Source organism: Brevundimonas sp. S1H14 (genome assembly GCF_047716865.1).
GTDB classification, from domain to species: domain Bacteria; phylum Pseudomonadota; class Alphaproteobacteria; order Caulobacterales; family Caulobacteraceae; genus Brevundimonas; species Brevundimonas naejangsanensis.
Genome location: NZ_CP136679.1, coordinates 686,946 through 711,710 on the forward strand (window position 1 = coordinate 686,946; position 24,765 = coordinate 711,710).

Consider the following 24,765-nt stretch of genomic DNA (forward strand, 5'->3'; position numbering starts at 1 on the left):
TCCGCCGTCATCCTGGGGCTTGATGGGCCGGCCCCACGAAAAAGCCCCCGACGATCGCTCGTCGGGGGCTGTTTCAGGACTGAACCGAGGCTCAGTTGTAGCTCTGGATCGGGCGGACATCCATTTCGCCGTGGCGGACGGCGGCGATGCCTTGCGCGGCGGCCAGCGAGCCGGATGCCGTGGTGTAGTAGGGGATCTTCATCATCAGCGCCGTGCGGCGGATCGAGAAGCTGTCGGCCAGGGCCTGCTTGCCGTCCGTGGTGTTGAAGACCAGCTGGACCTCGCCGTTCTTCATGGCGTCGACGATGTTCGGACGGCCTTCCAGCACCTTCTTGACCAGACCGACCTCAAGGCCCTGTTCGGTCAGATAGGCGTGGGTGCCGCCGGTGGCGATGACGGCGAAGCCTTGCGCCAGCAGGGTCTTCACCGCCTCGACGATGAAGGGCTTGTCGGCGTCGCGCACCGAGACGAAGGCCGTGCCTTCGGTCGGCAGGATGGTGCCGCCGCCGGTCTGGGACTTGGCGAAGGCGCGGGCGAAGGCGGGGGCCAGATCGGCCTCGCCCTCGCGCTTCCAGTCCAGACCCATGACCTCGCCGGTCGAGCGCATTTCCGGGCCCAGGATGGTGTCGACCCCGGCGAAGCGAGCGAAGGGGAAGACGGCTTCCTTGACCGCGATGTGGTCCAGTTCCTTGTCGAGCAGACCAAAGGACGACAGCGGAACCCCGGCCATGACCTTGGCGGCGATGGCGGCGACCGGCTGGCCGATGGTCTTGGCGACGAAGGGCGCCGTGCGGCTGGCGCGCGGGTTCACTTCCAGCACGAAGATGCGCGGGTTGTCGCTGTGCGGCTCTTCGATGGCGAACTGCACGTTCATCAGGCCGCGCACCTTCAGGGCCTTGGCCATGGCGGTGGTCTGGCGCTTCAGCTCGGCCACGGTCTCGGGGCGCAGGGAGAAGGGCGGCATGGAGCAGGCGCTGTCGCCCGAGTGGACGCCGGCTTCCTCGATGTGCTCCATCACGCCGGCGACGAAGACGGTCTCGTCGTCGCACAGGGCGTCGACGTCCACCTCAGTGGCGCGGTTCAGATAGTGGTCGATCAGCACGGGATCGTCGCCCGAGACGCGCATGGCTTCGCCGACGTAACGGTCCAGACCCTCGCGGTCGTGGACGATCATCATGCCGCGGCCGCCCAGCACATAGGACGGACGCAGGACGACCGGATAGCCGACCTCCTCGGCCTTGATCGCGGCTTCCTCGGCCGAGCGGGCCAGGGCGTTGGGCGGCTGTTGCAGGCCGATGGCCTGAAGCATCTGCTGGAAGCGTTCGCGGTCCTCGGCCAGGTCGATGCTGTCGACGCTGGTGCCCAGGATCGGCACGCCGTCTTCTTGAAGCGCATGGGCCAACTTCAGCGGGGTCTGGCCGCCGAACTGGACGACCACGCCGATCAGCTCGCCCTTGGAGCGTTCGACGTCGATCAGCTCCAGCACGTCCTCGGCCGTCAGGGGCTCGAAATACAGTCGGTCGGAGGTGTCGTAGTCGGTCGAGACCGTCTCGGGGTTGCAGTTGACCATGATCGACTCGACACCGATGTCGTCGAAAGCGAAGGCCGCGTGGCAGCAGCAGTAGTCGAACTCGATGCCCTGACCGATACGGTTCGGACCGCCGCCCAGGATGACGGCCTTCTTGCGATCCGACACCTCGGCCTCGCAGGCCGGGATCTGGCCGAGCGCGCCCGTCTCATAGGTCGAATACATATAGGCGGTGGCGCTGGCGAACTCGGCGGCGCAGGTGTCGATGCGCTTGAACACCGGGCGCACGTCCAGCGCGCGGCGGGCCTTGCGGACCTCGCCCTCGGTCTTGCCGGTCAGGGCGCCCAGACGGGCGTCTGAGAAGCCCTTGGCCTTGAGCTTGCGGAAGTCGGTCGCGTCCGTGGGCAGGCCCTGAACGCGGACGTGGCCTTCGGTGCGGATCAGGTCGGCGATCTGGCGCAGGAACCACGGCTCATACGAACAGGCGGCCTGAACTTCCTCGACCGTCAGGCCGTGGCGGAAAGCCTGGGCGATGACGCGGATGCGGTCCGGCGTGGGCAGGCCCAGGGCGCGGATGACGGCGGCCTTGATCGCGGGGTCGTCTTCGGCCCCGGTCACGCCGTCGATCTCGATGTCGTCGAAGCCGTTCAGGCCGGTCTCCAGCCCGCGCAGAGCTTTCTGCATCGATTCCTGGAAGGTGCGGCCGATGGCCATGACCTCGCCGACCGACTTCATCGCCGTGGTCAGCGACGGCTCCGAGCCCGGATATTTCTCGAAGGCGAAGCGCGGGATCTTGGTGACGACATAGTCGATGGCCGGCTCGAAGCTGGCCGGGGTGACCATGGTGATGTCGTTCTTCAGCTCGTCCAGCGTATAGCCGACGGCCAGCTTGGCGGCGATCTTGGCGATGGGGAAGCCTGTGGCCTTGGACGCCAGCGCCGAGGAACGCGACACGCGCGGGTTCATCTCGATGACCACCAGACGGCCGTCCTTGGGGTTGACCGCGAACTGGACGTTCGAGCCGCCCGTCTCGACCCCGATCTCGCGCAGCACGGCGATCGAGGCCGCGCGCATCATTTGATATTCCTTGTCCGTCAGCGTCATGGCCGGGGCGACGGTGATGCTGTCGCCGGTGTGGACGCCCATCGGATCGATGTTCTCGATCGAGCAGATGATGATGCAGTTGTCCGCATGATCGCGGACGACCTCCATCTCATATTCCTTCCAGCCCAGCACCGACTCTTCGATCAGCACTTCGGTGGTCGGCGACAGGTCGAGGCCGCGCTCCACGATTTCGTGGAATTCCTCGACGTTGTAGGCGATGCCGCCGCCGGTGCCCGCGAGCGTGAAGGACGGGCGGATGATGGCGGGCAGGCCCACGAAGGCCAGGGCCTCGTCGGCTTCTTCAATATGGTGGATGGCGCGCGAGCGGGGCGATTCCAGACCCAGCTTGTCCATCGCGTCGCGGAATTTCTGACGGTCCTCGGCCTTGTCGATGACCTCGGCCTTGGCGCCGATCATCTCGACGCCGTGACGGGCCAGGACGCCCGATGCGTTCAGGGCCAGCGCCGTGTTCAGCGCCGTCTGGCCGCCCATGGTGGGCAGCAGGGCGTCCGGCTTTTCCTTGGCGATGATTTTCTCGACCATCTCGGGCGTGATCGGCTCGATATAGGTGGCGTCGGCCACCTCCGGGTCGGTCATGATGGTGGCGGGGTTCGAGTTGACCAGGATGACCCGGTAGCCCTCGGCCTTCAGCGCCTTACAGGCCTGAACGCCGGAATAGTCGAACTCGCACGCCTGGCCGATGACGATCGGACCGGCGCCGATGATCAGGATGGACTTGATGTCTGTGCGCTTGGGCATCGGCGTCTACTCAGTTCGTCACGACCGCGCACTCCCAGCCGTCGTAGTCGAGCTGGAAGGCCGCGGCCCAGGTTTGCATCATGGCCGACACAGGCGAAAACGACGCCTCGTCGACCGGCATGGTGGTCTCCAGGACGGTCATGTCGCCCTGGCCCCGCGTCAGGAAGCCCGCACGGCGGGCCACCTCGCACAGGTCGCCGTGCGCCTCTTCCTCGCCGTAGAAGTAGAACAGCGTATGGCGCGGGGTGATCCCGCTGTCGCCCTGCTCTGCGAGCGCGGCGCGCACCATGGCGTCCTTTTCTTCATGACTGGTCAGGGCGGCGGTCTCCACGCGCGCAGACGGACGGGCGCGAGCGCGCTCGCGGCCGATCCGTTCGGGTTGTCGGTTAAGCGGCCCGTTTAGAGAGGGAGCAGCCGGGGGGCAAGAGCCTATCCCCCATGAGCGCACAAGAAAAAGGGGCGGCCCGTAAGGACCGCCCCGAGAGTTTCAAACCTCGTCCGTCCTTTAGAAGGGACGGAAGTTCAGGCCGACGAAGAAGCGGCGGCCGTAGGGGTCGAAGTTGGAGTAGATGGTGGTGCCCAGGATGTCGCGCTGTTCAGCGTCGAACAGGTTCACCACGCCGGCGCGCAGCGTCAGGTCGTCACGCACGTTGTAACGCACGGTGATGTCGTGACGCGTGAAGTTGCCGGTGTCCATCTGGTCGGCCAGACGCGAGTCCGCGTTGTTCACGAAATCGCGGGCGCGAACGATGTTGGTGGCGGACTGCCAGTCGGCGGTCCAGTTCACGTTCCAGATGTCGTTCGGACGCCAGGACAGCGACGAGGCCATGCGGACGCGCGGGTAGGCGTTGGTGCCGCTCAGGCCGATGCTGGCCGCCAGTTCGTTGTAGTCCGACGGATCCGCTTCGTTCAGGAACTGCTTCTGCTCGATCAGCCACGAACCCTGCAGGCGCCAGTCGAAGGAGCCCCAGTTCTTGCCCCAATCCGCGGTGTCCCACGAATAGTTGGCGCCGAAGTCCAGGCCGCGCGTTTCCAGAGCCGCGTAGTTGAACGACCGCTCGATAAAGCCGCCGATCGGGTCGCCCGAGGGGGCGCCGACGCCGAACTCGATGTTCGGGTTGTTGCGGAAGATCGAGTTACAGGCGTCCATGTTCAGCTCGGCGCCGCTGACGCAGTTGGCGGCGATGCCGGCGGCCGACACGGCGGCGATGACCTTGTCGATGCGGATTTCATAGTAATCCAGCGACAGGGTCAGGCCCGGCGCGAAGCGCGGCTGATAGACGGTCGAGAAGGTGAAGGATTCCGACTCTTCCGGCTTCAGGTCGGGGTTGCCGCCCGAAACGCCGGCGATGCCCGAGGTGTAGTTCGGACGGAAGTCGTCGGTGTTGGTGGCGGTTTCGCCGGCGAAGTCGAACGACAGGCCCTGCTGTGCGGCCAGGGCCGTACAGTTCTTGACGCGGTTGGCCTTGATCTGCTGGTCGTCGAGAGCCGCGATGTTGGCCGTGGCGCAGGGGTCGCTGAAGTTGTTGGCGAACGTCTGGCCGTACGGCGAGTAGTTCTCACCCAGGTTCGGCACGCGGACCGAGGTGTTGAAGCTGGTCTTGAATGTCAGATCGCGGATCGGACGGTAAACCAGGTTCACGCCGTAAACGTCGACGTTGCCGACGGTCGAATAGTCGGCCCAGCGGTACGAGCCGCTCAGCTCGGCGTACTCGCCCAGGAAGGAGTCGCGGAACAGCGGCACAGCGACTTCCGCGAACAGTTCCTTGGACTCATAGCTGACTTCCGGGAAGTCGTCGCCGGTGTTCAGGAACAGCAGGCGGTCGCCCGCCGTGGTGCTGCGACCGACGGCCGAGGTGGTTTCCTTGCGCCATTCGCCGCCGACGGCCAGGCCGAGGTTCCCCGCGCCCCAGAAGTCCCACAGTTCGGTCGAGACCGAGCCGATGAACTGGTGCTGCTCGTTCATTTCCTCGACGCGGACGAAAGCGTCGACGTAGTCCAGAGCTTCAGCCGACTGGTTGCCGGCGCCGAAGATGTTCAGCGGAGTGCACTGGGCGATGGCGTTGCGGCCATACTCCGTCTCACGCAGGTCGCCGCCACGGACCGGGTCGTACAGACCGGCCTGAATGACTTGGCCCTGCTCATTGACCTCACGCATCGGCACGCCGCGCGCATTCAGCAGGGCCGAACGGCAGACGACGGCGCCGGCGGAGCCCAGCAGGCCGGTCGTGTCGACCACGGCGTCGGCGGCCAGGGCCATGCGCTGCACGTCTACGCCGCGCTCGATGTTCTCGATCTCGACCTTGCCGTAGGTATAGCCCAGGTCCCAGGACAGGGACTTGGCGAAGCCGATCGGGCCGTGGTCGCCGTCGAAGCCTACGACGTAGCGTTGCAGGTCGCGGGTGTTCTTCTGCGAACGCTCGGGGCCAAAGAAGCTGTGACGCGCGATCGGCAGGCTTTGCGAGCCGATCAGTTCGCCGGCGTTCTCGGCCGTCGGGGGAGCGTAGATGTCGATCCTGTTGTTGGCGATCGCGCTCTTCATCGACTGCGGCAAGAAGGCGTTGTCATCCCAGCGCAGGTCGAAGGCAGAGGTGGCCCAGATCGAGTTCGTCTCACCGGCGCCATAGGAGTCATTGTCCAGGTCGACGTCGAAGAACGTCGGCTGACCACGCATGAAGGTTTCCTCGGTGATGTATTTGGCCGAGGCGTGGAAGTTGATCGAGTCGGTGATCTTGAAGTTGGTCCCGACCTGATAACGCTGCGATTCCGAGGCCGGAATGCGGCTGTAGCCGGCGACTTCGCCGATCGGCATGCCGTCGCCGCCGATGTTGTAGGGGCGGTTGATGCCGACGTTGCCGACGCGTTCACCGAAGTTGGCTTCGCGGGCCGCGTTGCCGTCATAGACGAAGGTCTTGCCCGGCATGATGCCGTAGCAGTTGGCGGCGTAGGTGAAGCCGTTTGCGTTGAAGCAGTTCTGGTACGGAACGTTCGGGTTGGTCAGGTCGCTGGGGCGCTGCAGGTTGGCCAGGGTGGTCTGGCCCCAGGGCAGGATGTCCAGGCGGTTCAGGCCGTAGAAGACCTCGGCGTCGAGGATGCCGTCATAGGGGTTGTTCGTGGGGTCGGCGTCGACGGCCAAGCGGGCCGGGCCGCGACGAATCCAGTCGATGTCCATCGAGTCGACGTTGTCGATCTTCTCATACTCGGCGTGAGCATAGACGTTCAGACGGTCGTCGAAGAAGTTCTTGCCGATCAGGCCCGAGATGCGGCGGGTGGCTTCGCCGTTGTCGTTGATCTGGCCGTAGTTGGCGTCGATCTCGAGGCCTTCGAAGTCCTTCTTGAGGATGAAGTTCAGCACGCCCGAGACGGCGTCGGCGCCGTAGACCGACGAAGCGCCGCCGGTGATGATCTCGACGTTCTGGATCAGCAGACGCGGGATGGCGTCGACGTCCACCGACAGTTCGCCGCCCGAAGAACCGACGTGGCGACGGCCGTCGACCAGGGTCAGGGTGCGGTTGGCGCCCAGCGAGCGCAGGTTGGCCAGCGACAGGCCGCCCGTGTTCAGGCTGGAGCCCGTGGTGTCGGACGGAACGGTGGAGTTCGACAGGGCCGGGATGGTGGCCAGGTAGTCGATCAGGCTGGTCTGGCCGGTCGACAGGATCTCTTCCTGCGTGACCTGGATGATCGGGGTCGGCGCGTTGGCGGCGCTACGGCGGATACGCGAACCGGTGACGACGATTTCGCCGACTTCCGTGGCCTGGGCGTCCGACGCGGGCAGTTCCGCCACCTGGGCCGAAGCAACGCCGGCGGCGGCGATGGTGCTGATCAGAACAGTGCTGCCCAGCAGACGGGAGCGATTAATACGCATACAGTTAAGCCTCACATTGCGACACGGTAGGAACCATGATCCGCCACAGGATTGCCTCAACCAGATGAGGTCAAGTTGCATCGGTCGCATGTGGGGCGAAGTGCGACGGTAATGTTGCCGTGTTGCAAATTTGGGACGAAATCTGTCCAATAATGACGAAATAACGGCACGTTATTGCACCAAATGGGGCGAACTATGTTTGAATTTAGGCCAAGTAACCTTGTTATGGGGCGACTGTCTGAAGCCAGGCCGGCACTTCGTCGAAACGGCTCAGGCTGACGAAACGGGGGTGGCCTTCCGGAGCTTCCGCCAGTTCGTGCGTCCATGTGATCGGGTACGGGATATGGATTCCCCAGGCACCGGCCTCGATGGCGGGCAGGACGTCTGATCGCATCGAATTGCCGACCATTGCCGCGTCGGTGGGGGCGACGCCGTGACGGGAAAATACAGTTTGGTAAGTTCCCCGGTCCTTTTCAGACACAATCTCGACGCCCGAGAAGTAGTCGCCCAGCCGTGAGGCGGCGAGCTTGCGTTCCTGGTCCATCAGGTCGCCCTTCGTGATCAGAATGAGGCGATAGCGCGTCGACAGATCGGCGACCGTGTCGGCGACGCCGGGCAGGGTTTCGACCGGGTGGACCAGCATTTCGCGCCCGGCGGCGAGGATTTCGCGCACGATGTGGGGCGGGGCCGAGCCCTCGCACAGCTCCATCGCCGTCTCCAGCATCGACAGGGTGAAGCCCTTCACCCCGTAGCCGTAGAGACGAAGGTTGCGCCGTTCGACCTGCGCGAGGCGGTCCATCATCACCGGCTCTTCGGCATGATCGGCCAGCAGTTCGGCGAACCGCTTCTGGCTCAGGCGAAAGATGGTCTCATTGTGCCAGAGGGTGTCGTCGGCATCGAGGCCGACCGTGGTGACGGGCATGGGCGAACTCCAGAACTTTTGGCGGGGCTTTAGCACGCCAGCGCCGACCGCTCATCCCGGCGACGGCGCGGGGAAGAATCTTCATGGCGACGGCTGCGACATTTCGGTCTATGCGGCGGGCATGAGCCAAGTCGACATCCTGCCTGAACCCTCGCGCCGCATCGGCTGGGGCCTGGCCGCCCTGGTGGTGGCCGGGAACATGATCGGATCGGGCGTCTATCTGCTGCCCGCCACCCTGGCGCCGACCGGCAGCAGCAGCGTCATCGGCTGGATCGTCTGCGGCGTCGGAGCCGTGACCCTGGCCCTGGTGTTCGGCGGGCTGGGGCGGATGCAGCCGGAGGCCGACGGCCTGTCGGACTTCGCCCGGCGGGGGCTGGGGCGGTTTCTGGGCTATCAGACGGGACTGGCCTATTGGGCCGCCTGCCTGACAGGCAACGTCGCCGTGGCGGTGGCGGGGACCGGCTATCTGGCTTTCTTCTTCCCGGCGCTGAAGGAGCCGATGTGGGGCGCGCTCAGCAATCTGGCGCTGATCTGGCTGACCACGGCGGCCTATGCGGCGGGGTCGAAGACGGCGGCGCGGTTCGGAGCGATCACTCTGGTGCTGGGGCTGATCCCGATCGGCCTGGCCATCATCGCCGGCGTCATCGCCTTCAGCGGCGACACCTTCACCGCCTCGTGGAGCCCGGCCGGCGAGCCGCTGATGAAGACGGTTCCGGCGTCGCTGGCCGTGATCTTCTGGGCCTTTCTGGGCGTCGAGAGCGCGGCGGCCCTGTCCAGTCAGGTGAAGAATCCGGCGACCGACGTGGGCCGCGCCTCGCTGGGCGGGGTGCTGCTGGCCTTCGTCGTCTATGTGGCGGCCAGCGTGGCGGTGTTCGGCGTCATTCCGGCCGATGTCCTGGCCCACTCCACCAGTCCCTATGCCGATCTGGTGGCGCGGGTCATGGGGGCCTCGGTGGCCGGTCTGGTGGCGGCCTGCGCCGTCATCAAGGCGACCGGCACGATCGCGGGCTGGACCATGATGGGCGGCGAGACGGCGCGCGCCTCGGCCGAGGCGGGCTGGCTGCCGCGCTGGTTCGGCGGGGCGCAGAAGGGCAGGACGCCCCTGTCCAATCCCCTGATCAACGGCGTCATCATGAGCGCCATGGTGATCGCCAGCGCCCAGCCGACGCTGGGCCAGCAGTTCGGCGTGCTGATCGGCGTGACCTCGGTGCTGACGCTGTGCCTGTACGCCCTGTGCTCGGTGACGCTGTGGAAACTGACGACCAAGCCGGGCTGGCGTCTGCTGGCCGTCGGCGGGGCGGTGTTCTCGGCCTTTGCGGTCGCCGCGGCGGCGGGGGGCTATATCTGGCCCAGCGTCGGCTTCTTCGCTGTGACCAGCCTGGCCTGGCTGTGGGTGCGGCGGGGACAGCCCCGTGTTCAGGGCGCATAGACCGGAGGCCGTGTTGACAGGACCCCTTCATCTCTTTAGCGACCCCGCCGTTTGTCCGCCCGTATTCACTGCTAGGAGCCCTGCGCCATGACGACTCAAATCCTGTCCGGCGCCACCGGCGTCCTCGTGCTCGCAGATGGAACGGTCCTGTCGGGGATCGGCGTCGGGGCGACCGGCTCGGCCGTTGGCGAGGTGGTCTTCAACACCGCCATGACGGGCTATCAGGAAATCCTGACCGACCCCTCTTACATGAGCCAGATCCTGGCCTTCACCTTCCCGCACATCGGCAACGTCGGCGTGAACCTGGAAGACGTCGAGCAGATCGGCGAGGCGCCCGAGCGGGCCGCCCGCGGCGTCATCCTGCGCGACGTGCCGACCGACCCGGCCAACTGGCGCGCCACGGGCGGGCTGGACGACTGGATGAAATCGCGCGGCGTCATCGGCCTGGCGGGCGTGGACACCCGCGCCCTGACCCAGCTGATCCGCGAAAAGGGCGCCCCGCACGCCGTCATCGCCCATGACCCCGAAGGCAAGTTCGACCTGGAGTCCCTGACGGCGCAGGCGCGCGACTGGAAGGGGCTGGTCGGCCTGGACCTGGCCAGGGACGCCTCGACCACCCAGGCCTTTGAATGGACCGAGGGCGCCTGGGACTGGCCGACCGGCTACGCCAAGCCCGAGGCCGGCGACCAGTCGGTGGTGGTCGTCGACTATGGCGTCAAGCGTAACATCCTGCGCGCCCTGGCCTCGACCGGAGTGAAGATCACCGTGGTCCCCGCCTCGACCACGGCGGAAGAGATTCTGGCCCGCAACCCTGACGGCGTGGTTCTGTCGAACGGTCCGGGCGATCCGGCCGCGACCGGCGAATATGCCGTGCCCGAGATCAAAAAGCTGCTGGACAGCGGCAAGCCGCTGATGGGCATCTGCCTGGGCCACCAGATGCTGGCCATCGCCCTGGGCGCCAAGACGCTGAAGATGGAACAGGGCCACCACGGCGCCAACCATCCCGTCAAGGACCTGACCACGGGCAAGGTCGAGATCGTGTCGATGAACCACGAGTTCTCGGTCGACGGCGCCAGCCTGCCCGAGGCGGTGGTTGAAACACATGTGTCGCTTTTCGATGGTACCAACTGCGGCATCGCGCTGAAGGACCGTCCGGTGTTCAGCGTGCAGCATCACCCGGAGGCCTCGTCGGGTCCGACCGACAGCCTCTATCTGTTCAAGCGTTTCGTGGATTCCATGAGGGCGTAAATGGCTTCACCGGCGGCGAAGTCGGCCTATCTGGGCTGGGTCGCCGCCGCGATCGCGGGCGAGAGGGGGGCCTCTCCAACCTTTGCGGCGGCCGAACACGATCTGATCCTGGGCTACGCCACCGGCTATGAAGCGGCCGATGTGGCGGTCTTTGTGCGCTCCCTGCGCGCGGTCTACGCCGGGCCGGTGGTGCTGGTGACGGATCAGGAGCCGGCGCTTCTGGATTTTCTGGCGCAGTATGGCGTGGAGTCTGCGCCGCCGCCTGCGGCTTGTAGCGGCGTGTGGCGTCCGCATCCGGTGATGCAGCGCTTCGCCGCCTTTGATGCCCTGATGAGCGAGCGCACCTGGGCGCGCCATGTGCTGCTGACGGACGTGCGCGACGTTGTCTTTCAGGCCCCGCCGTTCGATCCGTCGCCTCAGAAGCTCGAGTTCTTCGTCGAGTATGACGGCGGGCTGAAGGGCCATGCCTTCAACATGAAATATCTGCGCGGCGTCGGCGGCGAGGACGTGGCGCGCGCCCTGGCTGAAAAGCCCTGCGTCTGCGTCGGCACCGTCATGGGGCCGCGCGCGTGCATGATCCGCTTCTGCCGCACCCTGCTGATGCTGGCGGCCATTCCCCGGTCCGAGATCGGCGGCGCCTTCGGGGCGGATCAGGCGGCGTGCAACATCGCCCTGCATCTGGGTCTGGTCGAGGGAGAGACGCAGCCCAACTACGGCCGGATCGCCACCGTGGGTCTGACGCCCGGAGGGGGCCTGTCGCTGGACGGGACCGGTCGGATCGTGAACCCCGACGGCGGGGTCAGCCCGATCGTGCACCAGTATGATCGCCACCCGGTGCTGATGGCGGCCATTCACGAACGCTGGGGGCAGGGTTTCGAGGCGCGCGAGCGGCGCCGGAGCAAGAGTCTGTCCGAACGCGGGCGCAAGCTCAGAGACTCCTTCGCCCGACGCCTGCCGGAACTGCGCTGAGGCGCCTTAAGGCAGGAAGGCCGGTTCGGCGCGACGTAGGGCGGCCGCCTTGCTGACGGCGACGCAGGCCGCGTGCAGCCAGTAATCCGCGTCCTCGCTGCGGTTTTCCTGACGCCGGAGCCGGCCGCGCTGACGGCGCAGGGCGGCGTTGGCCAGCAGGCGGGCGTGCAGCGCGCGCGGCTTGAGCAGGGGAACAGCGGGAGAGCCGGGGACGGCGACGGCGTCGGGGCCTTGGGGCTCCACCGCCGGGCGGGCGATGGCGATGAACATGAGAAAACCCATCTGTGAACGGCGGTTGTCGCAGTCTGCGGCGGGGCCGTCGGCGAAGGTCTCTGTTTCTCAGAGACGCAGGAAGAATCCACAGGGACTGTGGATAGTTCCGCCGTTATACGAAAAATATTGTTCGTAATCAGATGGTTGTGGCCCCAATGCGGTCAATATGGTTAATGAAATCCTAACCTGTCGGAGCGATGACGACCGTGGGCGGCGTCTGTTCGCGATGTCTGCGGCGGCTGGGGCGCGGCTCGGACGGGTCGACGCGCCGGTCGAAGGCGCGGCCGGCCAGAGCCTCAGCCTCGCCTGCCTGGAACAGGGCGGTCATGTGGGCCTGTGTGAAGTCCAGGGTGTTGGCCTCGGCGTGGTCGGGGATGGCGGCGACCGACAGCGTCAGATCATAGCGGCGGGCGAACTGGGTGATGGCGGTCAGGTCCGAGCGCTGCAGGGCCTTCATCATGGTGTCGAAGCTGCGGGCGGCGATGCTGATGGCCGAAATGCGCGAGACGTCGAAACGCGGATCCCATTTGCCGTTGACCACGATCCAGATGCGGGCGTCGCCCAGAGGACGCGCGTTCGGCGCCTCCAGCAGCAGGGCCTGGGGCACGACCAGGAAGCTGGACACCGTGCCGCCGTCGACATGCAGTTCCTGAATGCGGCGGCCGTCATGCTCGACGTTCAGCAGGACGGGCGGGAAGGCGCCGGGGATGCTGGCCGAGGCGATCAGCACATTGACGAACAGCAGACGCGAGGCCTCGTCGTTTTGCTGGGCGATGGCGCCCATGTCCCAGACGACCTGGGTCTGGGTGTCCAGACTGGTGGTCGAGACGTAGAGCCGACGACCCTTGCGGTGCTCCTCGGCGATGGCGGTCAACAGCTCGGGCGAGATGTTGTTCAGCACCAGATTGGTCAGCGGCTCGGGCTTGAACACGCCGGGCAGCATCAGGGCCAGCAGGCCGCGCGACTTCAGCAGATCGTCGGTTTGGCCGCTGGTGTAGGCGTGCTCCAGCGCCGGGTCGAACCGCTGTCCCGCAAAGACGAAGGGGGCGATCAGGGCGCCGGTGGAGACGCCGGTCACCACCTCGAACTGGGGGCGGGTTCCCGCCTGGCTCCATCCGACCATGACGCCCGCGCCATAGGCGCCGTTGGCCCCGCCGCCGGACAGGGCCAGAATGTCGAACGTGCCGTCGGCCGTGGCGTTCTGGGCGTTGACCGTCTCGCGCACGAAGCGGTCGCGCGCCTCTGGAGTCAGGAAGTCATAGCGCCACGGCGGGCTGGCGGCGGTCAGGTCTGCGGCGTCGAAGGCCGGGCGCGGAATCGTCTGGCAGGCGCCGAGCGTCAGCAGGGCTGAGGGCAGCAGCAGCAGCAGGATCAGAAGACGAAGACGGCGCATGGTCGCAAAGGCTCCGGCGAGGCTTGCATGAGTTAAAGCCCAGACGCTCGCCGGAAGGAAGCAAGCGGTTGTCCCCGCACTTATCCCCAGGCGGGGTTTTGCTCGGGGGCCGTCCGGGCGACGCAGCGGCGGGGGCTGGCCTTTGCCCGCCATCGGACGGCATAGGTCCGGGGTGCGATTTGACGAACGGTTCATCGAGGAGCTGAAGGCCCGCCTTCGGCCGTCCGACATCATCGGGCGGACGGTGAAGCTCAAGCGTCAGGGACGCGAGTTCGTCGGCCTGAGCCCCTTCTCGAAGGAGAAGTCGCCGAGCTTCTTCGTCAATGACGACAAGGGCTTCTTCCATGACTTCAGCTCGGGCAAGCATGGCGACGTCATCACCTTCCTGCAGGAGACGGAGCGGCTCAGCTTCGTCGAGGCGGTCAGCCGCTTGGCGGGCGAGGCGGGGATGCAATTGCCTGCCGAAGACCCCCAGGCCGCCGAGCGCGAGCAGAAGCGCCAGGGGCTGGCCGACTGGATGGAGCTGGCCCAGAAATGGTTCGCCGCCAATCTGCGCCGCAACGTCGGCAAGGCGGCGCGCGAATATCTGGAAAAGCGCGGCCTGCCCGAGGATCAGTGGGAGCGCTTCGGCTTGGGCTATGCGCCCAACGACCGTGAAGGGCTGAAGCAGGCGCTGGTCCAGCGCGGGGCGCGGCCGGGCGATCTGGTCGAGGCGGGGCTTCTCATTGCTCCGGAGGGCGGGGGGCAGCCCTACGACCGTTTCCGCGACCGCCTGATCTTCCCCATTCTGGACGCGCGCGGCCGCATCGTCAGCTTCGGCGGGCGGGCGATGAACCCCGACGACCGGGCCAAATATCTGAACGGGCCGGAGACGTCGCTGTTTCACAAGGGGGCGACGCTCTACGGTTTGCCGGAGGCGCGGCGGATCATGGGGGCCGAGAGCCGGGGCGAGCAGGGGATCATCGTCGTCGAGGGCTATATGGACGTCATCGCCTGTCACAGGGCGGGGCTGCCGGCTGTGTCGCCGATGGGCACGGCCCTGACCGAAGAGCAGATGGCGGTGCTGTGGCGCGTGTCGTCCGAGCCGGTGCTGAGCTTTGACGGCGACGCGGCGGGGCTGCGCGCCGCCTATCGTTCGATCGAGCGGGCGCTGCCGCTGCTGAAGTCGGGCAAGTCCTTCCGTTTCGCCCTGCTGGAAGGCGGGCAGGACCCGGACGACATCCTGCGTGATCGCGGGGCGCCGGCCCTGCGTCAGGCCATGGCCGAGACTCGGTCCTTCGCCGAGGTGCTGTTCCGTCGCGAGGTCGAGGCCGAGCCGCTGGACACGCCCGAGCGCAAGGCGGGGCTGAAGGGGCGACTGCGTCAGGCGGCCAACGCCGTGCAGGACAAGGATCTGGCCGAACAATACAGGCGCGACCTGTTCGACCGGTTCGACGCCCTGTTCCCGCGCCAGCCGCAGAGGCCGCAACAGTTGGGCGGTCGGCCGGGGCCGGGCGGGCGCTGGCGCGGTCCGCCGCCGCTGCAGGGGCAGACGGCCGAGGGCGCCCAGGCCATGCAGGCCCTGTTCCGCTCGGTCGAGCCGATCGCGGCGGCTCTGGCCCACGGGGCGCTGGACGACCCGGAGCGGCTGGACGACCACATGGAGGCGGTGGCCCGCTATGGCTTCGGCGATCCGGCGTTGGACGGGCTGGCGCAGGAGATGGTGCGTCTGCGTTTCTCGGGCCGAACCCTTGACTCCGCCGCCCTGCGCCGCCATCTGGCCCAATCGGGTCATGACGCCATGTTGCGCGAGGTCGAGAAGGCGGCGGCGAAGTCCGGCGCGCCATTCCTGGCTACAGACAAGCCCCTCGGCGAGGCGAGGACCCGGTGGTCGCAGGCGTTCGACGCTCTGACCCGCGCAGCGGCGTTGGACGAGGCGCTCGCTTCGGCAAAGTCGGAGGCCCACAAGGCTTTCGACACCTCGGCTTTCGCTCTGGTGAAGGCCGAGCGCGATGCGTTGCGACGGGCCATCAAGACCGGAACGATTTGGGAAGACTCGGCTTCTTCGTAGTGAACGAAGTCGTCGGGCGTTGTATTTTCGCCGCAGGGGCCTGATCACCCCCCGTTGGCCGTGGAGACAGACTGAATGAGCGCGCAGACCGAGACGCAGGACGCCGAAACCAACACCGACGGGCCCCTGCTCGATCTCACCGACGCCGGGGTGAAGAAGTTCATCCGCCAGGCCAAGACGCGCGGCTATGTGACGATGGAGGAGCTGAACAAGGTCCTGCCGTCCGAAGAGGTCACGCCGGACCAGATCGAAGACATCCTGGCCATGCTGTCGGAGATGGGCGTCAACGTCGTCGAAGCCGAAGAGGACGCCGCCGAGGCGACCGGCACCGACGTCGCCGCCGCCGCCGAGACCTCGGTCGCCGAAGCGCCCGCCAAGTCCGCCTATGACCGCACCGACGACCCGGTGCGGATGTATCTGCGTGAAATGGGCACGGTCGAGCTGCTGAGCCGCGAGGGCGAAATCGCCATCGCGAAACGCATCGAGGCCGGCCGCGACGCGATGATCTCGGGGCTGTGCGAAAGCGCCCTGACGTTCGAAGCCATCATGGTGTGGCGCGAGGAACTGGCCAACAACCGCATCCTGCTGCGCGAGGTCATCGACCTGGACGCCACCTACGGCATCCTCAACCCCTCGTCCCTGCCGCATAACCAGCCCGCCCCGGCCCAACCGACCGGCGAGCCGGACGGCGACGGCGAAGAGGACGACGACGAGGACTTCGACGACGGCGGCGCCATGTCGATCTCGGCGCTGGAAGCCGAACTGCGCGACGGCGTCATGGAGGTGCTGGACGCCATCGCCTCGGACTTCGGCGAGTTCCGCAAGCTGCAGGACAAGCTGGTCGAGGCGCGCCTGAAAGGCGATGTCCTGACCGCCAAGGACCAGAAGACCTATGAGTCCCTGTCGACGGCGATCTCGGACCGTCTGAAGACGATGAAGCTGAACAACGCCCGCATCGAGGCGCTGGTCGAGCAGCTCTACGCCATCAACAAGCGTCTGATCGGTCTGGAAGGCCGCCTGCTGCGTCTGGCTGACGGCTACGGCATCTCGCGTCCGGAATTCCTCAAGGCCTATTTCGGCTCGGAGACCGACCCCAACTGGGCCGAGCGCATCAAGGAGATGGGCGTCCGCTGGACCAAGTTCAGCGAAAACGAGACCAGCCAGATCGGCGACATCCGCAGCCGGATCGCCGCTGTGGCGTCCGAGGCCGGGGTGCCGATCGACGACTATCGCCGCATCGTCCAGATGGTTCAGAAGGGCGAGCGCGAGGCCCGTCAGGCCAAGAAGGAAATGGTCGAGGCCAACCTGCGCCTCGTGATTTCCATCGCCAAGAAATACACCAACCGCGGCCTGCAGTTCCTGGATCTGATCCAGGAGGGCAACATCGGCCTGATGAAGGCGGTCGACAAATTCGAGTACCGCCGCGGCTACAAGTTCTCGACCTACGCCACCTGGTGGATCCGTCAGGCGATCACCCGCTCGATCGCCGACCAGGCCCGCACCATCCGCATCCCGGTGCACATGATCGAGACGATCAATAAGATCGTCCGCACCCAGCGTCAGATGCTGCATGAGATCGGCCGCGAGGCGACCCCGGAAGAGCTGGCCGAACGTCTGGCCATGCCGCTGGAAAAGGTCCGCAAGGTGCTGAAGATCGCCAAGGAGCCGATCAGCCTTGAGACGCCCATCGGCGACGAGGAAGACAGCCACCTGGGCGACTTCATCGAGGACAAGAACGCCATCCTGCCGATCGACGCCGCGATCCAGTCGAACCTGCGTGAAACGACGACCCGCGTCCTGGCCTCGCTGACCCCGCGCGAAGAGCGCGTCCTGCGGATGCGCTTCGGTATCGGCATGAACACCGACCACACCCTGGAAGAAGTCGGCCAGCAGTTCTCGGTCACGCGCGAGCGCATCCGTCAGATCGAGGCCAAGGCCCTGCGCAAGCTGAAGCACCCCAGCCGGTCGCGGAAGCTGCGGAGCTTCCTGGACTCCTAAACGAGACGATGAAGATCAAAAGGGCGGCTCCGTCGGAGCCGCCCTTTTTTGTTTCTCCTCCCCATGAAATGGGGAGGTGGATCGGCGGCGTAGCCGTCGAGACGGAGGGGCCGATGGCTTCCGCTGTCGCAAGTCCCTCCACCACTTGGCAGCTCCGCGCCGCCCTTCGGGTCGTGGTCCCCCTCCCCACGATGTGGGGAGGAGAGCGCCGCTTTACTGCTTCTCGTCGAAGATGGTCTCGAAGCCGCCCCACATCATGCGCTTGCCGTCGAAGGGCATGTCCATATTCGCCATGGCGGGGTCGTCCTGCATCTTGGCCCAGGCGTCGTCGGCGGTCTTCTTGTCGGGCCAGATCAGCCAGGAGAAGACGACGACCTCGCCGTCCTCCAGCTTCACCGACATGGGGAAGCTGGTGACCTTGCCGTCGGGCACGTCTACGCCCCAGTTCTCGACATGGGCCAGAGCGCCGTAGCCCTTGAACAGCGGCCAGGCGACGCGGGCGGACTCGATGTAGCGGTCCTTGTTCTCGACCTTCACGGGGGTCAGGAAGCCGGTGATGTAGCTCATCGTGGTTCTCCTTCTCAGGTTGGCCCCTATCGCTCGCCGCACGGCGGCTCGCTGCTTGAGGGGCGGGGGCGGATCGTCGGGGCAGGCGCAGGCTAAAGCTTGGTGGAAAGCGACAATTCAGGCCGCGTCGGGTCGAGAAGGCGGAGCCTTCTGACCCTAGGAAAAAGCCGCGTCGGCGGCGGCGTCCAAGGCGGCGATGTCGATCTTGTGCATCGTCATCATCGCCTCGAAGGCGGCCTTGGCGCGGGCGGGGTTGGGATCGTCGTAGAAGGCCATCAGGCGACGCGGCGTGATTTGCCAGTTCACGCCCCAGCGGTCCTTGCACCAGCCGCAGGCGCTTTCGGCCCCGCCGTTGCCGACGATGGCGTCCCACAGGCGGTCGGTCTCGGCCTGATCATCGGTCATGATCATGAAAGACACGGCCTCGGTCTGGGGGAAGATCGGGCCGCCGTTCAGCCCCATGTAGCGCCTGCCGGCCAGGGTGAACTCGACCACCAGTTCGGCGCCTTCAGGATTGGAGGGATTGTCAGCCGGGCTGGCGACGACGCGGTCGATGCGGCTGTCAGGCAGGCCGAGCGAGACGTAGAACTCGGCCGCCTTCTTCGCCTGGCCGAGATCGTACCAGATACAGGGAATGATCTTGTCGTTCATGACGCGCTCTCCTGCGGGGTGAGGTTTTCGGCGACCTGAGCCAGTTGGTCGGCGGCGGCGCCCCACCCGGTCTCGAAACCCATGTCGCGGTGGGTCAGCATGGCTTGTTCGCTCCAGTGGCGGGCGCGGGCGGTGTAGCGCGTGCCGTCGCCCTCTAGCTCGAAGGTGTCGATGCGGACGAAGTTCATGTCGCCGGGCTGCGGAATCCAGCCCTCGGTGAAGGCGCTGGTCGTCACCAGGCGGCGGCCCGTCTCCACCTCCAGCACCACGCCGCGATACTCATGCCGCTCGCCCTCGGGCGACTCCATGACGACATCGGCGCGGCCGCCGGGGCGCAAGTCATGGTCGACCGACACCGTGCGCCACGGGCGAGGCGTGAACCATTCGGTCCCGTGTCGGGTCCAGGCGCGCCACACCCTCTCCGGCGGGGCCTTGATGAAGCGGCTGACGGCGAGTTCGTAGAGGCCGCTCACGGCTCAGCCCCCGCCGACCTGAGCGGCGAAGCCTTCCGGACCTTGCGCGGCGGCTTCCGGGTCCATCCACATGATCTCCCAGATGTGGCCGTCGGGGTCGGCGTAGCTGCGGCCGTACATGAAGCCGTAGTCCTGTTTGGCGCTGGGGTCGGCCTGGCCGCCGGCCTTGGCTGCGCGCTCGACCACGGCGTCGACGGCCTCGCGGCTGTCCTCGGACAGGCAGAGCAGCACCTGCGCCGTCTTGTGCGCGTCGGGGATGGAGCGATCGGTGAAGGTCGCCCACTTCTCATGCGTCAGCAGCATGGCGTGGATGGTGTCGGAAAAGACCATGCAGGCCGCCGTCTCGTCCGAGAACTTCGGGTTCCTGCTCGCCCCTACCGCCTCGTAAAAAGCGACGGAGCGCGGCAGGTCGGCGACCGGCAGGTTGATGAAGATCAGCTTGGGCATCGGCGGTTCCTCCCTCTGCGCGGCCCTCCCTCCCCGGACGGCCTGCTCTGTGGTGTGGCGATTTCTGCGCCTCGATGTTATGTTAGTCAACTATGAAGTTAGAAAAAGTAACTAAGCAGTCGTTGTCTCGATCCCGGCGCTATCATGACGCCTGCGGCGCGGCGCACGGGCTGGATCTGGTGGGCGAGCGCTGGGCCTTGCTGGTCATCAGAGAACTCATGATGGGGCCGCGCCGTTTCAGCGACCTGCGAAAAGATCTGTGCGGCCTGTCGGCCAATGTGCTGACCCAGCGGCTGGAGGGGCTGGAGGCCTCGGGCGTGATCCAGCGCCGCAAGCTGCCGCCGCCCGCCTCGGTCCAGGTCTATGAACTGACCGACTGGGGCTATGAGATCGAACCGGTCTTCATGGTGCTGGGTCGCTGGGCCGCGCGCTCGCCCCAGCACGACTCGACCCTGCCGATCAGCGCCGTCTCCATCATGCAATCGTTCAAGACGATGTTTGATCCCGCGCGCGCGCTGGATGCGAAGATGCGGCTGGGTTTTGTGCTGGGCGAGGATCGTATGGTCGTGACTGTCGCGGACGGGGTCATCGACGCTCGGCGCGGCGAGGTCGAGGCCTGCGACGTGGTGGTGCGCGCCCCGGCCCAGGTCGTCGCGGCCGCCGTCTACGGAAAGGTCCCGCTGGAGGCTCTGGACGGCGAGGGGACGATGGCGGTCGAGGGCGACCAGGCGGTGTTCGCGCGGTTCGTGAACTTCTTTCACCTGCCGGCCAAGGCCGGGTAGAGGCCTAGACCAGAATATCCAGCAGGGTTCCCGTCATCTCATCCGCCGTGCGGGCGGGGGTCTGAACCCGGCCAGCATCGCCCCTGCGTGGTCAACGCCCGATCAACGGACGGGGTGAACGGCGGTCGATTTTCTAAATGGCGCTGAAGGTCGAGCTGTCGACTGTGACTTCCTCAACCATGCGGACGGATACGCCAAGGCTGCGCTCCTTCAGCAGGTCGCAGAGCGTGTCGCCATCTACCAAGTCGATTGCGGGAGCGCCGTCGCGTGTCGCCTCTCTTCGGGCTTCGCTTGTGAATGTGCCGGTCGTGATGATCAGGCCCTTGTCAGCGCGGCCAACCATGGCGCCCCTGAAATCGCGGACCGTCGATGCGCCGACGGACCCTTGCCAGCGTTTGCACTGAAAGATGACCTGAAACGACAGCAGGTTCATGCGCAGGACGCCGGTCCCGTCTATGCCACCATCGCCGGTTTTGCCGGTCACTTCGACGCGGGTGAAGCCGGATTCACGCAAGAGGCGCTGGCAAAGCCGCTCGAACGCGGAAGGCTCCAACTGGAGCAAGACGGAAAGAAGCTGATCCTTCCAGTCCTCCTGTGCAGCTTCTTGCAGCACCTGGGGCGGGTCGAGCTTTTCCGTGACCGCGTTCGCACGCTGCGCGGCATAGGCCTTCTGCACCTGCTTGGGGATGGCTGCGATCTCGGACGCCGTCATGGCGGCACCTGCCGGAGTCAGGCTCCAGACGCCTCTTTGGCTATTGGTTACAGCCCCGCCAAGCTTGAGCCAGCTTCGTGCGAAGCCAAGGCGCTGATCGACGACCAACTGGTTCCACTTGCCGTGCCTGAGATTCAGAACCTCGTCGGAAAGGCCCATGTGCTCGGAAATATCTTCAAGCATTTCGGCATTGGTCAGCGAACGTCCATGGGCCTTAAGCCGATTAACAATCGGCTGCATGAAGGCTTCAAAAGGGGGCGCATCCGAAAGCGACGAGGTCATCTAAGCATTTTGGCGGATTGTTAATTTTTGAAACCGGTAGATCGATTCGGCCCCACCCCGGCCCTTATTCGTGTATAGGGAGCGCCTTCCCCGACGCCCGGCAGGCTGCGACGCCTCGCCGGGCGCGGCCGTTTAACGGTCGCCTCATCTGAATTTCCAGGCCCTTCATGCCCTTTCCCGCGATCCATCCCGCGCTTGACCGCGCCTTGCTGAACAAGGGCTATCTTGAGCCCACGCCGGTCCAGGCGGCCGTGCTGGAAGGCCATGGCGAGGCGGATTTGCTGGTCTCGGCCCAGACCGGATCGGGCAAGACGGTGGCCTTCGGCCTGGCCGCGGCCCCGACCCTGCTGGGCGAGGACGAAAAGTTCGGTCAGGCTGACACGCCGCTGATGCTGGCCATCGCCCCGACGCGCGAACTGGCGCTGCAGGTCGCGGCCGAGCTGGAATGGCTCTATGCTGAGGCGGGCGCCAAGATCGTCACCTGCGTCGGCGGCATGGACGCCCGCAAGGAAGCCCGCGCCCTGAACCACGGCGCCCACGTCGTCGTCGGCACGCCGGGCCGTCTGAAGGACCACATTGATCGCGGAGCGCTGGACCTGTCGGCCGCCCGCGTCGTCGTGCTGGATGAAGCCGACGAAATGCTGGACATGGGTTTCCGCGAGGACCTGGAATACATTCTGGATCAGGCGCCGGAAGAGCGCCGCACACTGCTGTTCTCGGCCACCATCGCCCGCGACATCGCGATCATGGCCAAGCGCTATCAGAAGGACGCGGTGCGCATCGACACCGTCGACCGCAGCCAGCCGCACAACGACATCGAATATCGCGCCATGCGCATCGCGCCGAACGAGATCGAGCGCGCCGTGGTCAACGTACTGCGCTATTTTGAGGCGCCGGGCGTGCTGGTCTTCTGCTCGACGCGGGATTCGGTGCGTCACCTGCAGGCCTCGCTGGTCGAGCGCGGCTTCGCCTCGGTATCCCTGTCGGGCGAGATGGGCCAGCGCGAGCGTAATGAGGCGCTGCAGGCGCTGCGTGATCGCCGCGCTCGCGTCTGCGTCGCCACCGACGTGGCCGCGCGCGGTCTGGACCTGCCCGACCTGGGTCTGGTGATCCACGCCGAACTGCCGATTAACAAGGCGACCATGCTGCACCGCTCGGGCCGCACCGGCCGCGCGGGCAAGAAGGGGATCTCGGTCCTGCTGGTCCCGCACAGCCGTCGCCGCAAGGCCGAGATGCTGTTGGGCTCGGCCGGGGTCGAGGCCGTCTGGTCCGGCGCGCCGACCGCTGATGAGATCCGCGCTCAGGACGAACAGCGCCTGTTGGCCGCGCCTGTCTTCGCCGAGGAAGGCTCGGACGAGGACGCCGGTCTGATCGCGACGCTGGTCAAGGAGCGCACGGCGGATGATCTGGCGCGCGCCCTGCTGGTGCTGCTGCGCAAGAACCTGCCCGCGCCGGAAGACCTGACCGATCCGGGCGAAGGCCCGCAGCGCCGTCAGCGCAAGGATCGCGATGCGGCGGGCGGCGATGACTACGCGCCCGCGCCGTGGCCGGGCGACCGCCTGCAACCGGACGAGGTCAGCTGGTTCCGTCTGGACATCGGCCGCAACCGCAACGCTGACCCCAAGTGGCTGATCCCGCTGATCTGCCGTATCGGCGGCATCACCAAGCAGCAGATCGGCTCGATCCGCACCTTCCCCGAAGAGACCCGCTTCGAGGTCGCCCTGACCCACGCCGACGCCTTCCGCGCGGCGGCGGCCCAGAGCAGGGAAGAGGCCCGCATCACTCCGTCCGAGGCCCCGACGCCCGGTTCGATGAAGGGCGCGCGCAACCGCAACTTCGAGCGCGACGGCGACGCTCGCCCGTTCGCCAAGAAACCCTTCCGCCGCGACGAGGACGGTCAGGGCCGCCCGCCGTTCAAGAAGAAGCCGTGGAGCCCCGAGGGCGACGCGGGCCGCAGCGCGGATGGCGAACGCCCCTTCAAGAAGAAACCCTATGCACCCCGCACCGATGCGGCGCCTGCTGAAGGCGGCTTCAACAAGAAGCCGGGCTTCAAGGACAAGGGCGACAAGAAGCCCTTCACCCCCAAGGCGGGCTTCAAGGGCAAGCCGGACTTCAAGGCCGGGGCCAAACCTTTCGCCAAGGGCCCGAAGGGCAAACGGGCTTAAACGGCCCGCTCATCCCCGCGGAGGCGGGGACCCAGTAAGAGCCACACGCTCATCGTTTAGAGTGGCTATCCGCGGGCTTTCGGCCAAAGCACTGGGTCCCCGCCTCCGCGGGGATGAGCGGTGTGGATGGGGCGAACGACTTGCCCCCGGCGCGATCCGGGGGCAGGCTGGGGTCATGAGCATCGAGCAACCCCAAGGGCGGTACGCCTCGTTCGAGGCCTTCTATCCCTATTACATTCATGAGCACTCGAACCGGACGTGCCGCCGCATCCATGTGGTCGGGACGGGTTTGGTGATCGCGGCCTTCATCGCCTTTCTGGCGACGCGCAACGCTTGGTGGCTGCTGGCCATGCCGCTGGTCGGCTACGGCTTCGCCTGGGTCGGGCACTTCTTCTTTGAGAAGAACCGGCCCGCGACGTTCAAATATCCGCTGTGGAGCCTGATGGGCGATTTCCGCCTGTTCTTCGAGACGGTCAGCGGCAAGCGGAAGTTCTAAGGTCGGACCGAGGCGCAACGAAAAAGGGCGGCCGGTTCGATCCGGCCGCCCTTTTTGTCGACAGGCTGAAAAGCCTTAGTTCGAGGCCGTCTCCCACGCCGGGGGGCAGCCGTCGAAATCGCCCGCGTCGGCGATGGTCAGGGTCTTCATGTTCAGGGTGCGGGCCTGCTGCATCGAGCCGCGGCCGTGGCCGGTGTAGAGGTCGATCTTGGCGCCTTTGATCGCGCCGCCGGTGTCGGACGCGTACCAGTAGCCGTCGTGCACCGTGCCGTCGCTCATGCGCAGACCGACCGTCTCGCGGATGAACAGCTTGGTGCGGCGCGGGATGACGCGCGGGTCGACCGCGACCGTGCGCATCGGAATCGGGCGGCAGCCCAGGGAATCGTTGCCGGTCGCTCCACCGCCGCCGGCGTGATAGAGGCGGGCCGAGGCGCGCCAGTCGGGATCGCCGGCCATCAGCTCAAGCTGTTCAGCCGACAGGTCCGCCGTTTCGGCGGAATCGATGGAACCAGGGGCCGTCGCGGCGGCTTCTACGATTGCGGCGTCGCGGGCGACGGCCGTTTCGTAAGGGACAGGCTCTCCGGACCCGGAGAAGGCCATGGTCCACAACATGGCAAGCGCGGCGGCCGTGCTCAACATCGTTCAAACTTCA

At 66.4% G+C, this 24,765-nt stretch carries 20 protein-coding genes; 8 read left to right on the forward strand and 12 right to left on the reverse strand.

What is annotated here, in order from left to right:
* Nucleotides 1–91 precede the first annotated feature (91 nt).
* The 4 genes from carB to RSD66_RS03350 form a co-directional block, all read right to left on the reverse strand.
* Nucleotides 92–3,391, reverse strand: a complete 3,300-nt coding sequence (gene carB, locus RSD66_RS03335; protein WP_415288980.1) for a carbamoyl-phosphate synthase large subunit — start codon at nt 3,389–3,391, stop codon at nt 92–94.
* A gap of 10 nt (nt 3,392–3,401) precedes the next feature.
* On the reverse strand, nt 3,402–3,722 hold the full coding sequence (locus RSD66_RS03340; protein WP_003166071.1) for a ribonuclease E inhibitor RraB: 321 nt from the start codon (nt 3,720–3,722) through the stop codon (nt 3,402–3,404).
* 174 nt (nt 3,723–3,896) lie between these two features.
* Entirely contained in the window at nt 3,897–7,256 is a 3,360-nt protein-coding gene (locus RSD66_RS03345) for a TonB-dependent receptor domain-containing protein (RefSeq protein WP_158584918.1), read from the reverse strand.
* Between the two features lie 223 nt (nt 7,257–7,479).
* Nucleotides 7,480–8,178 (reverse strand): HAD family hydrolase, encoded by a 699-nt coding sequence (locus RSD66_RS03350; protein ID WP_415288981.1) that lies wholly within the window; start codon nt 8,176–8,178, stop codon nt 7,480–7,482.
* Nucleotides 8,179–8,299: 121 nt separating this feature from the next.
* Here RSD66_RS03350 and RSD66_RS03355 point away from each other — a divergent pair, with 121 nt between their 5' ends.
* The 3 genes from RSD66_RS03355 to RSD66_RS03365 all read left to right on the forward strand — a co-directional run bounded on the left by RSD66_RS03355 (nt 8,300) and on the right by RSD66_RS03365 (nt 11,824).
* Nucleotides 8,300–9,607 (forward strand): amino acid permease, encoded by a 1,308-nt coding sequence (locus RSD66_RS03355; RefSeq protein WP_415288982.1) that lies wholly within the window; start codon nt 8,300–8,302, stop codon nt 9,605–9,607.
* Nucleotides 9,608–9,694: 87 nt separating this feature from the next.
* Entirely contained in the window at nt 9,695–10,855 is a 1,161-nt protein-coding gene (carA, locus tag RSD66_RS03360; RefSeq protein ID WP_415288983.1) for a glutamine-hydrolyzing carbamoyl-phosphate synthase small subunit, read from the forward strand.
* Nucleotides 10,856–11,824 (forward strand): hypothetical protein, encoded by a 969-nt coding sequence (locus tag RSD66_RS03365; RefSeq protein WP_415288984.1) that lies wholly within the window; start codon nt 10,856–10,858, stop codon nt 11,822–11,824.
* A gap of 6 nt (nt 11,825–11,830) precedes the next feature.
* Here RSD66_RS03365 and RSD66_RS03370 read toward each other — a convergent pair whose 3' ends face one another.
* Nucleotides 11,831–12,094 (reverse strand): hypothetical protein, encoded by a 264-nt coding sequence (locus RSD66_RS03370; RefSeq protein WP_415288985.1) that lies wholly within the window; start codon nt 12,092–12,094, stop codon nt 11,831–11,833.
* Between the two features lie 184 nt (nt 12,095–12,278).
* Nucleotides 12,279–13,490 carry a patatin-like phospholipase family protein gene (locus RSD66_RS03375; RefSeq protein ID WP_415288986.1) on the reverse strand — a complete coding sequence of 404 codons (1,212 nt, stop codon included), beginning with the start codon at nt 13,488–13,490 and terminating at the stop codon, nt 12,279–12,281.
* Nucleotides 13,491–13,662: 172 nt separating this feature from the next.
* Here RSD66_RS03375 and dnaG point away from each other — a divergent pair, with 172 nt between their 5' ends.
* On the forward strand, nt 13,663–15,540 hold the full coding sequence (dnaG, locus tag RSD66_RS03380; protein WP_415288987.1) for a DNA primase: 1,878 nt from the start codon (nt 13,663–13,665) through the stop codon (nt 15,538–15,540).
* A 75-nt stretch (nt 15,541–15,615) separates the two neighbouring features.
* Nucleotides 15,616–17,538 carry an RNA polymerase sigma factor RpoD gene (gene rpoD / locus RSD66_RS03385; RefSeq protein WP_024353668.1) on the forward strand — a complete coding sequence of 641 codons (1,923 nt, stop codon included), beginning with the start codon at nt 15,616–15,618 and terminating at the stop codon, nt 17,536–17,538.
* A gap of 213 nt (nt 17,539–17,751) precedes the next feature.
* On the opposite strand, the gene RSD66_RS03390 is transcribed toward rpoD, so the two are convergent.
* The 4 genes from RSD66_RS03390 to RSD66_RS03405 form a co-directional block, all read right to left on the reverse strand.
* The gene (locus tag RSD66_RS03390) at nt 17,752–18,105 is read right to left on the reverse strand and encodes a DUF1428 domain-containing protein (RefSeq protein WP_346524404.1); all 354 of its coding nucleotides are present in this window, start codon (nt 18,103–18,105) and stop codon (nt 17,752–17,754) included.
* A 156-nt stretch (nt 18,106–18,261) separates the two neighbouring features.
* Complete coding sequence (locus tag RSD66_RS03395) at nt 18,262–18,756, reverse strand: VOC family protein (protein WP_346524405.1); 495 nt, start codon at nt 18,754–18,756, stop codon at nt 18,262–18,264.
* Complete coding sequence (locus tag RSD66_RS03400) at nt 18,753–19,229, reverse strand: SRPBCC family protein (RefSeq protein ID WP_415288988.1); 477 nt, start codon at nt 19,227–19,229, stop codon at nt 18,753–18,755. Before RSD66_RS03400 ends, RSD66_RS03395 begins: the two co-directional genes overlap by 4 nt.
* 3 nt (nt 19,230–19,232) lie before the next feature.
* Entirely contained in the window at nt 19,233–19,676 is a 444-nt protein-coding gene (locus tag RSD66_RS03405; protein ID WP_415288989.1) for a VOC family protein, read from the reverse strand.
* Nucleotides 19,677–19,768: 92 nt separating this feature from the next.
* Here RSD66_RS03405 and RSD66_RS03410 point away from each other — a divergent pair, with 92 nt between their 5' ends.
* A complete protein-coding gene (locus RSD66_RS03410) occupies nt 19,769–20,458 on the forward strand; it encodes a winged helix-turn-helix transcriptional regulator (RefSeq protein ID WP_415288990.1) in 690 nt (229 codons plus the stop codon).
* 133 nt (nt 20,459–20,591) lie between these two features.
* Here the strand turns inward: RSD66_RS03410 and RSD66_RS03415 are convergent, their stop codons facing one another.
* Nucleotides 20,592–21,452 carry a restriction endonuclease gene (locus tag RSD66_RS03415; protein WP_415288991.1) on the reverse strand — a complete coding sequence of 287 codons (861 nt, stop codon included), beginning with the start codon at nt 21,450–21,452 and terminating at the stop codon, nt 20,592–20,594.
* 167 nt (nt 21,453–21,619) lie between these two features.
* Here RSD66_RS03415 and RSD66_RS03420 point away from each other — a divergent pair, with 167 nt between their 5' ends.
* Nucleotides 21,620–23,617 carry a DEAD/DEAH box helicase gene (locus RSD66_RS03420; protein WP_415288992.1) on the forward strand — a complete coding sequence of 666 codons (1,998 nt, stop codon included), beginning with the start codon at nt 21,620–21,622 and terminating at the stop codon, nt 23,615–23,617.
* 175 nt (nt 23,618–23,792) lie between these two features.
* Complete coding sequence (locus RSD66_RS03425; RefSeq protein ID WP_415288993.1) at nt 23,793–24,113, forward strand: Mpo1-like protein; 321 nt, start codon at nt 23,793–23,795, stop codon at nt 24,111–24,113.
* 75 nt (nt 24,114–24,188) lie between these two features.
* Here RSD66_RS03425 and RSD66_RS03430 read toward each other — a convergent pair whose 3' ends face one another.
* Nucleotides 24,189–24,752, reverse strand: coding sequence for a 3D domain-containing protein (locus tag RSD66_RS03430; RefSeq protein WP_119412713.1), 564 nt, complete (start codon nt 24,750–24,752; stop codon nt 24,189–24,191).
* Nucleotides 24,753–24,765: the final 13 nt, after the last annotated feature.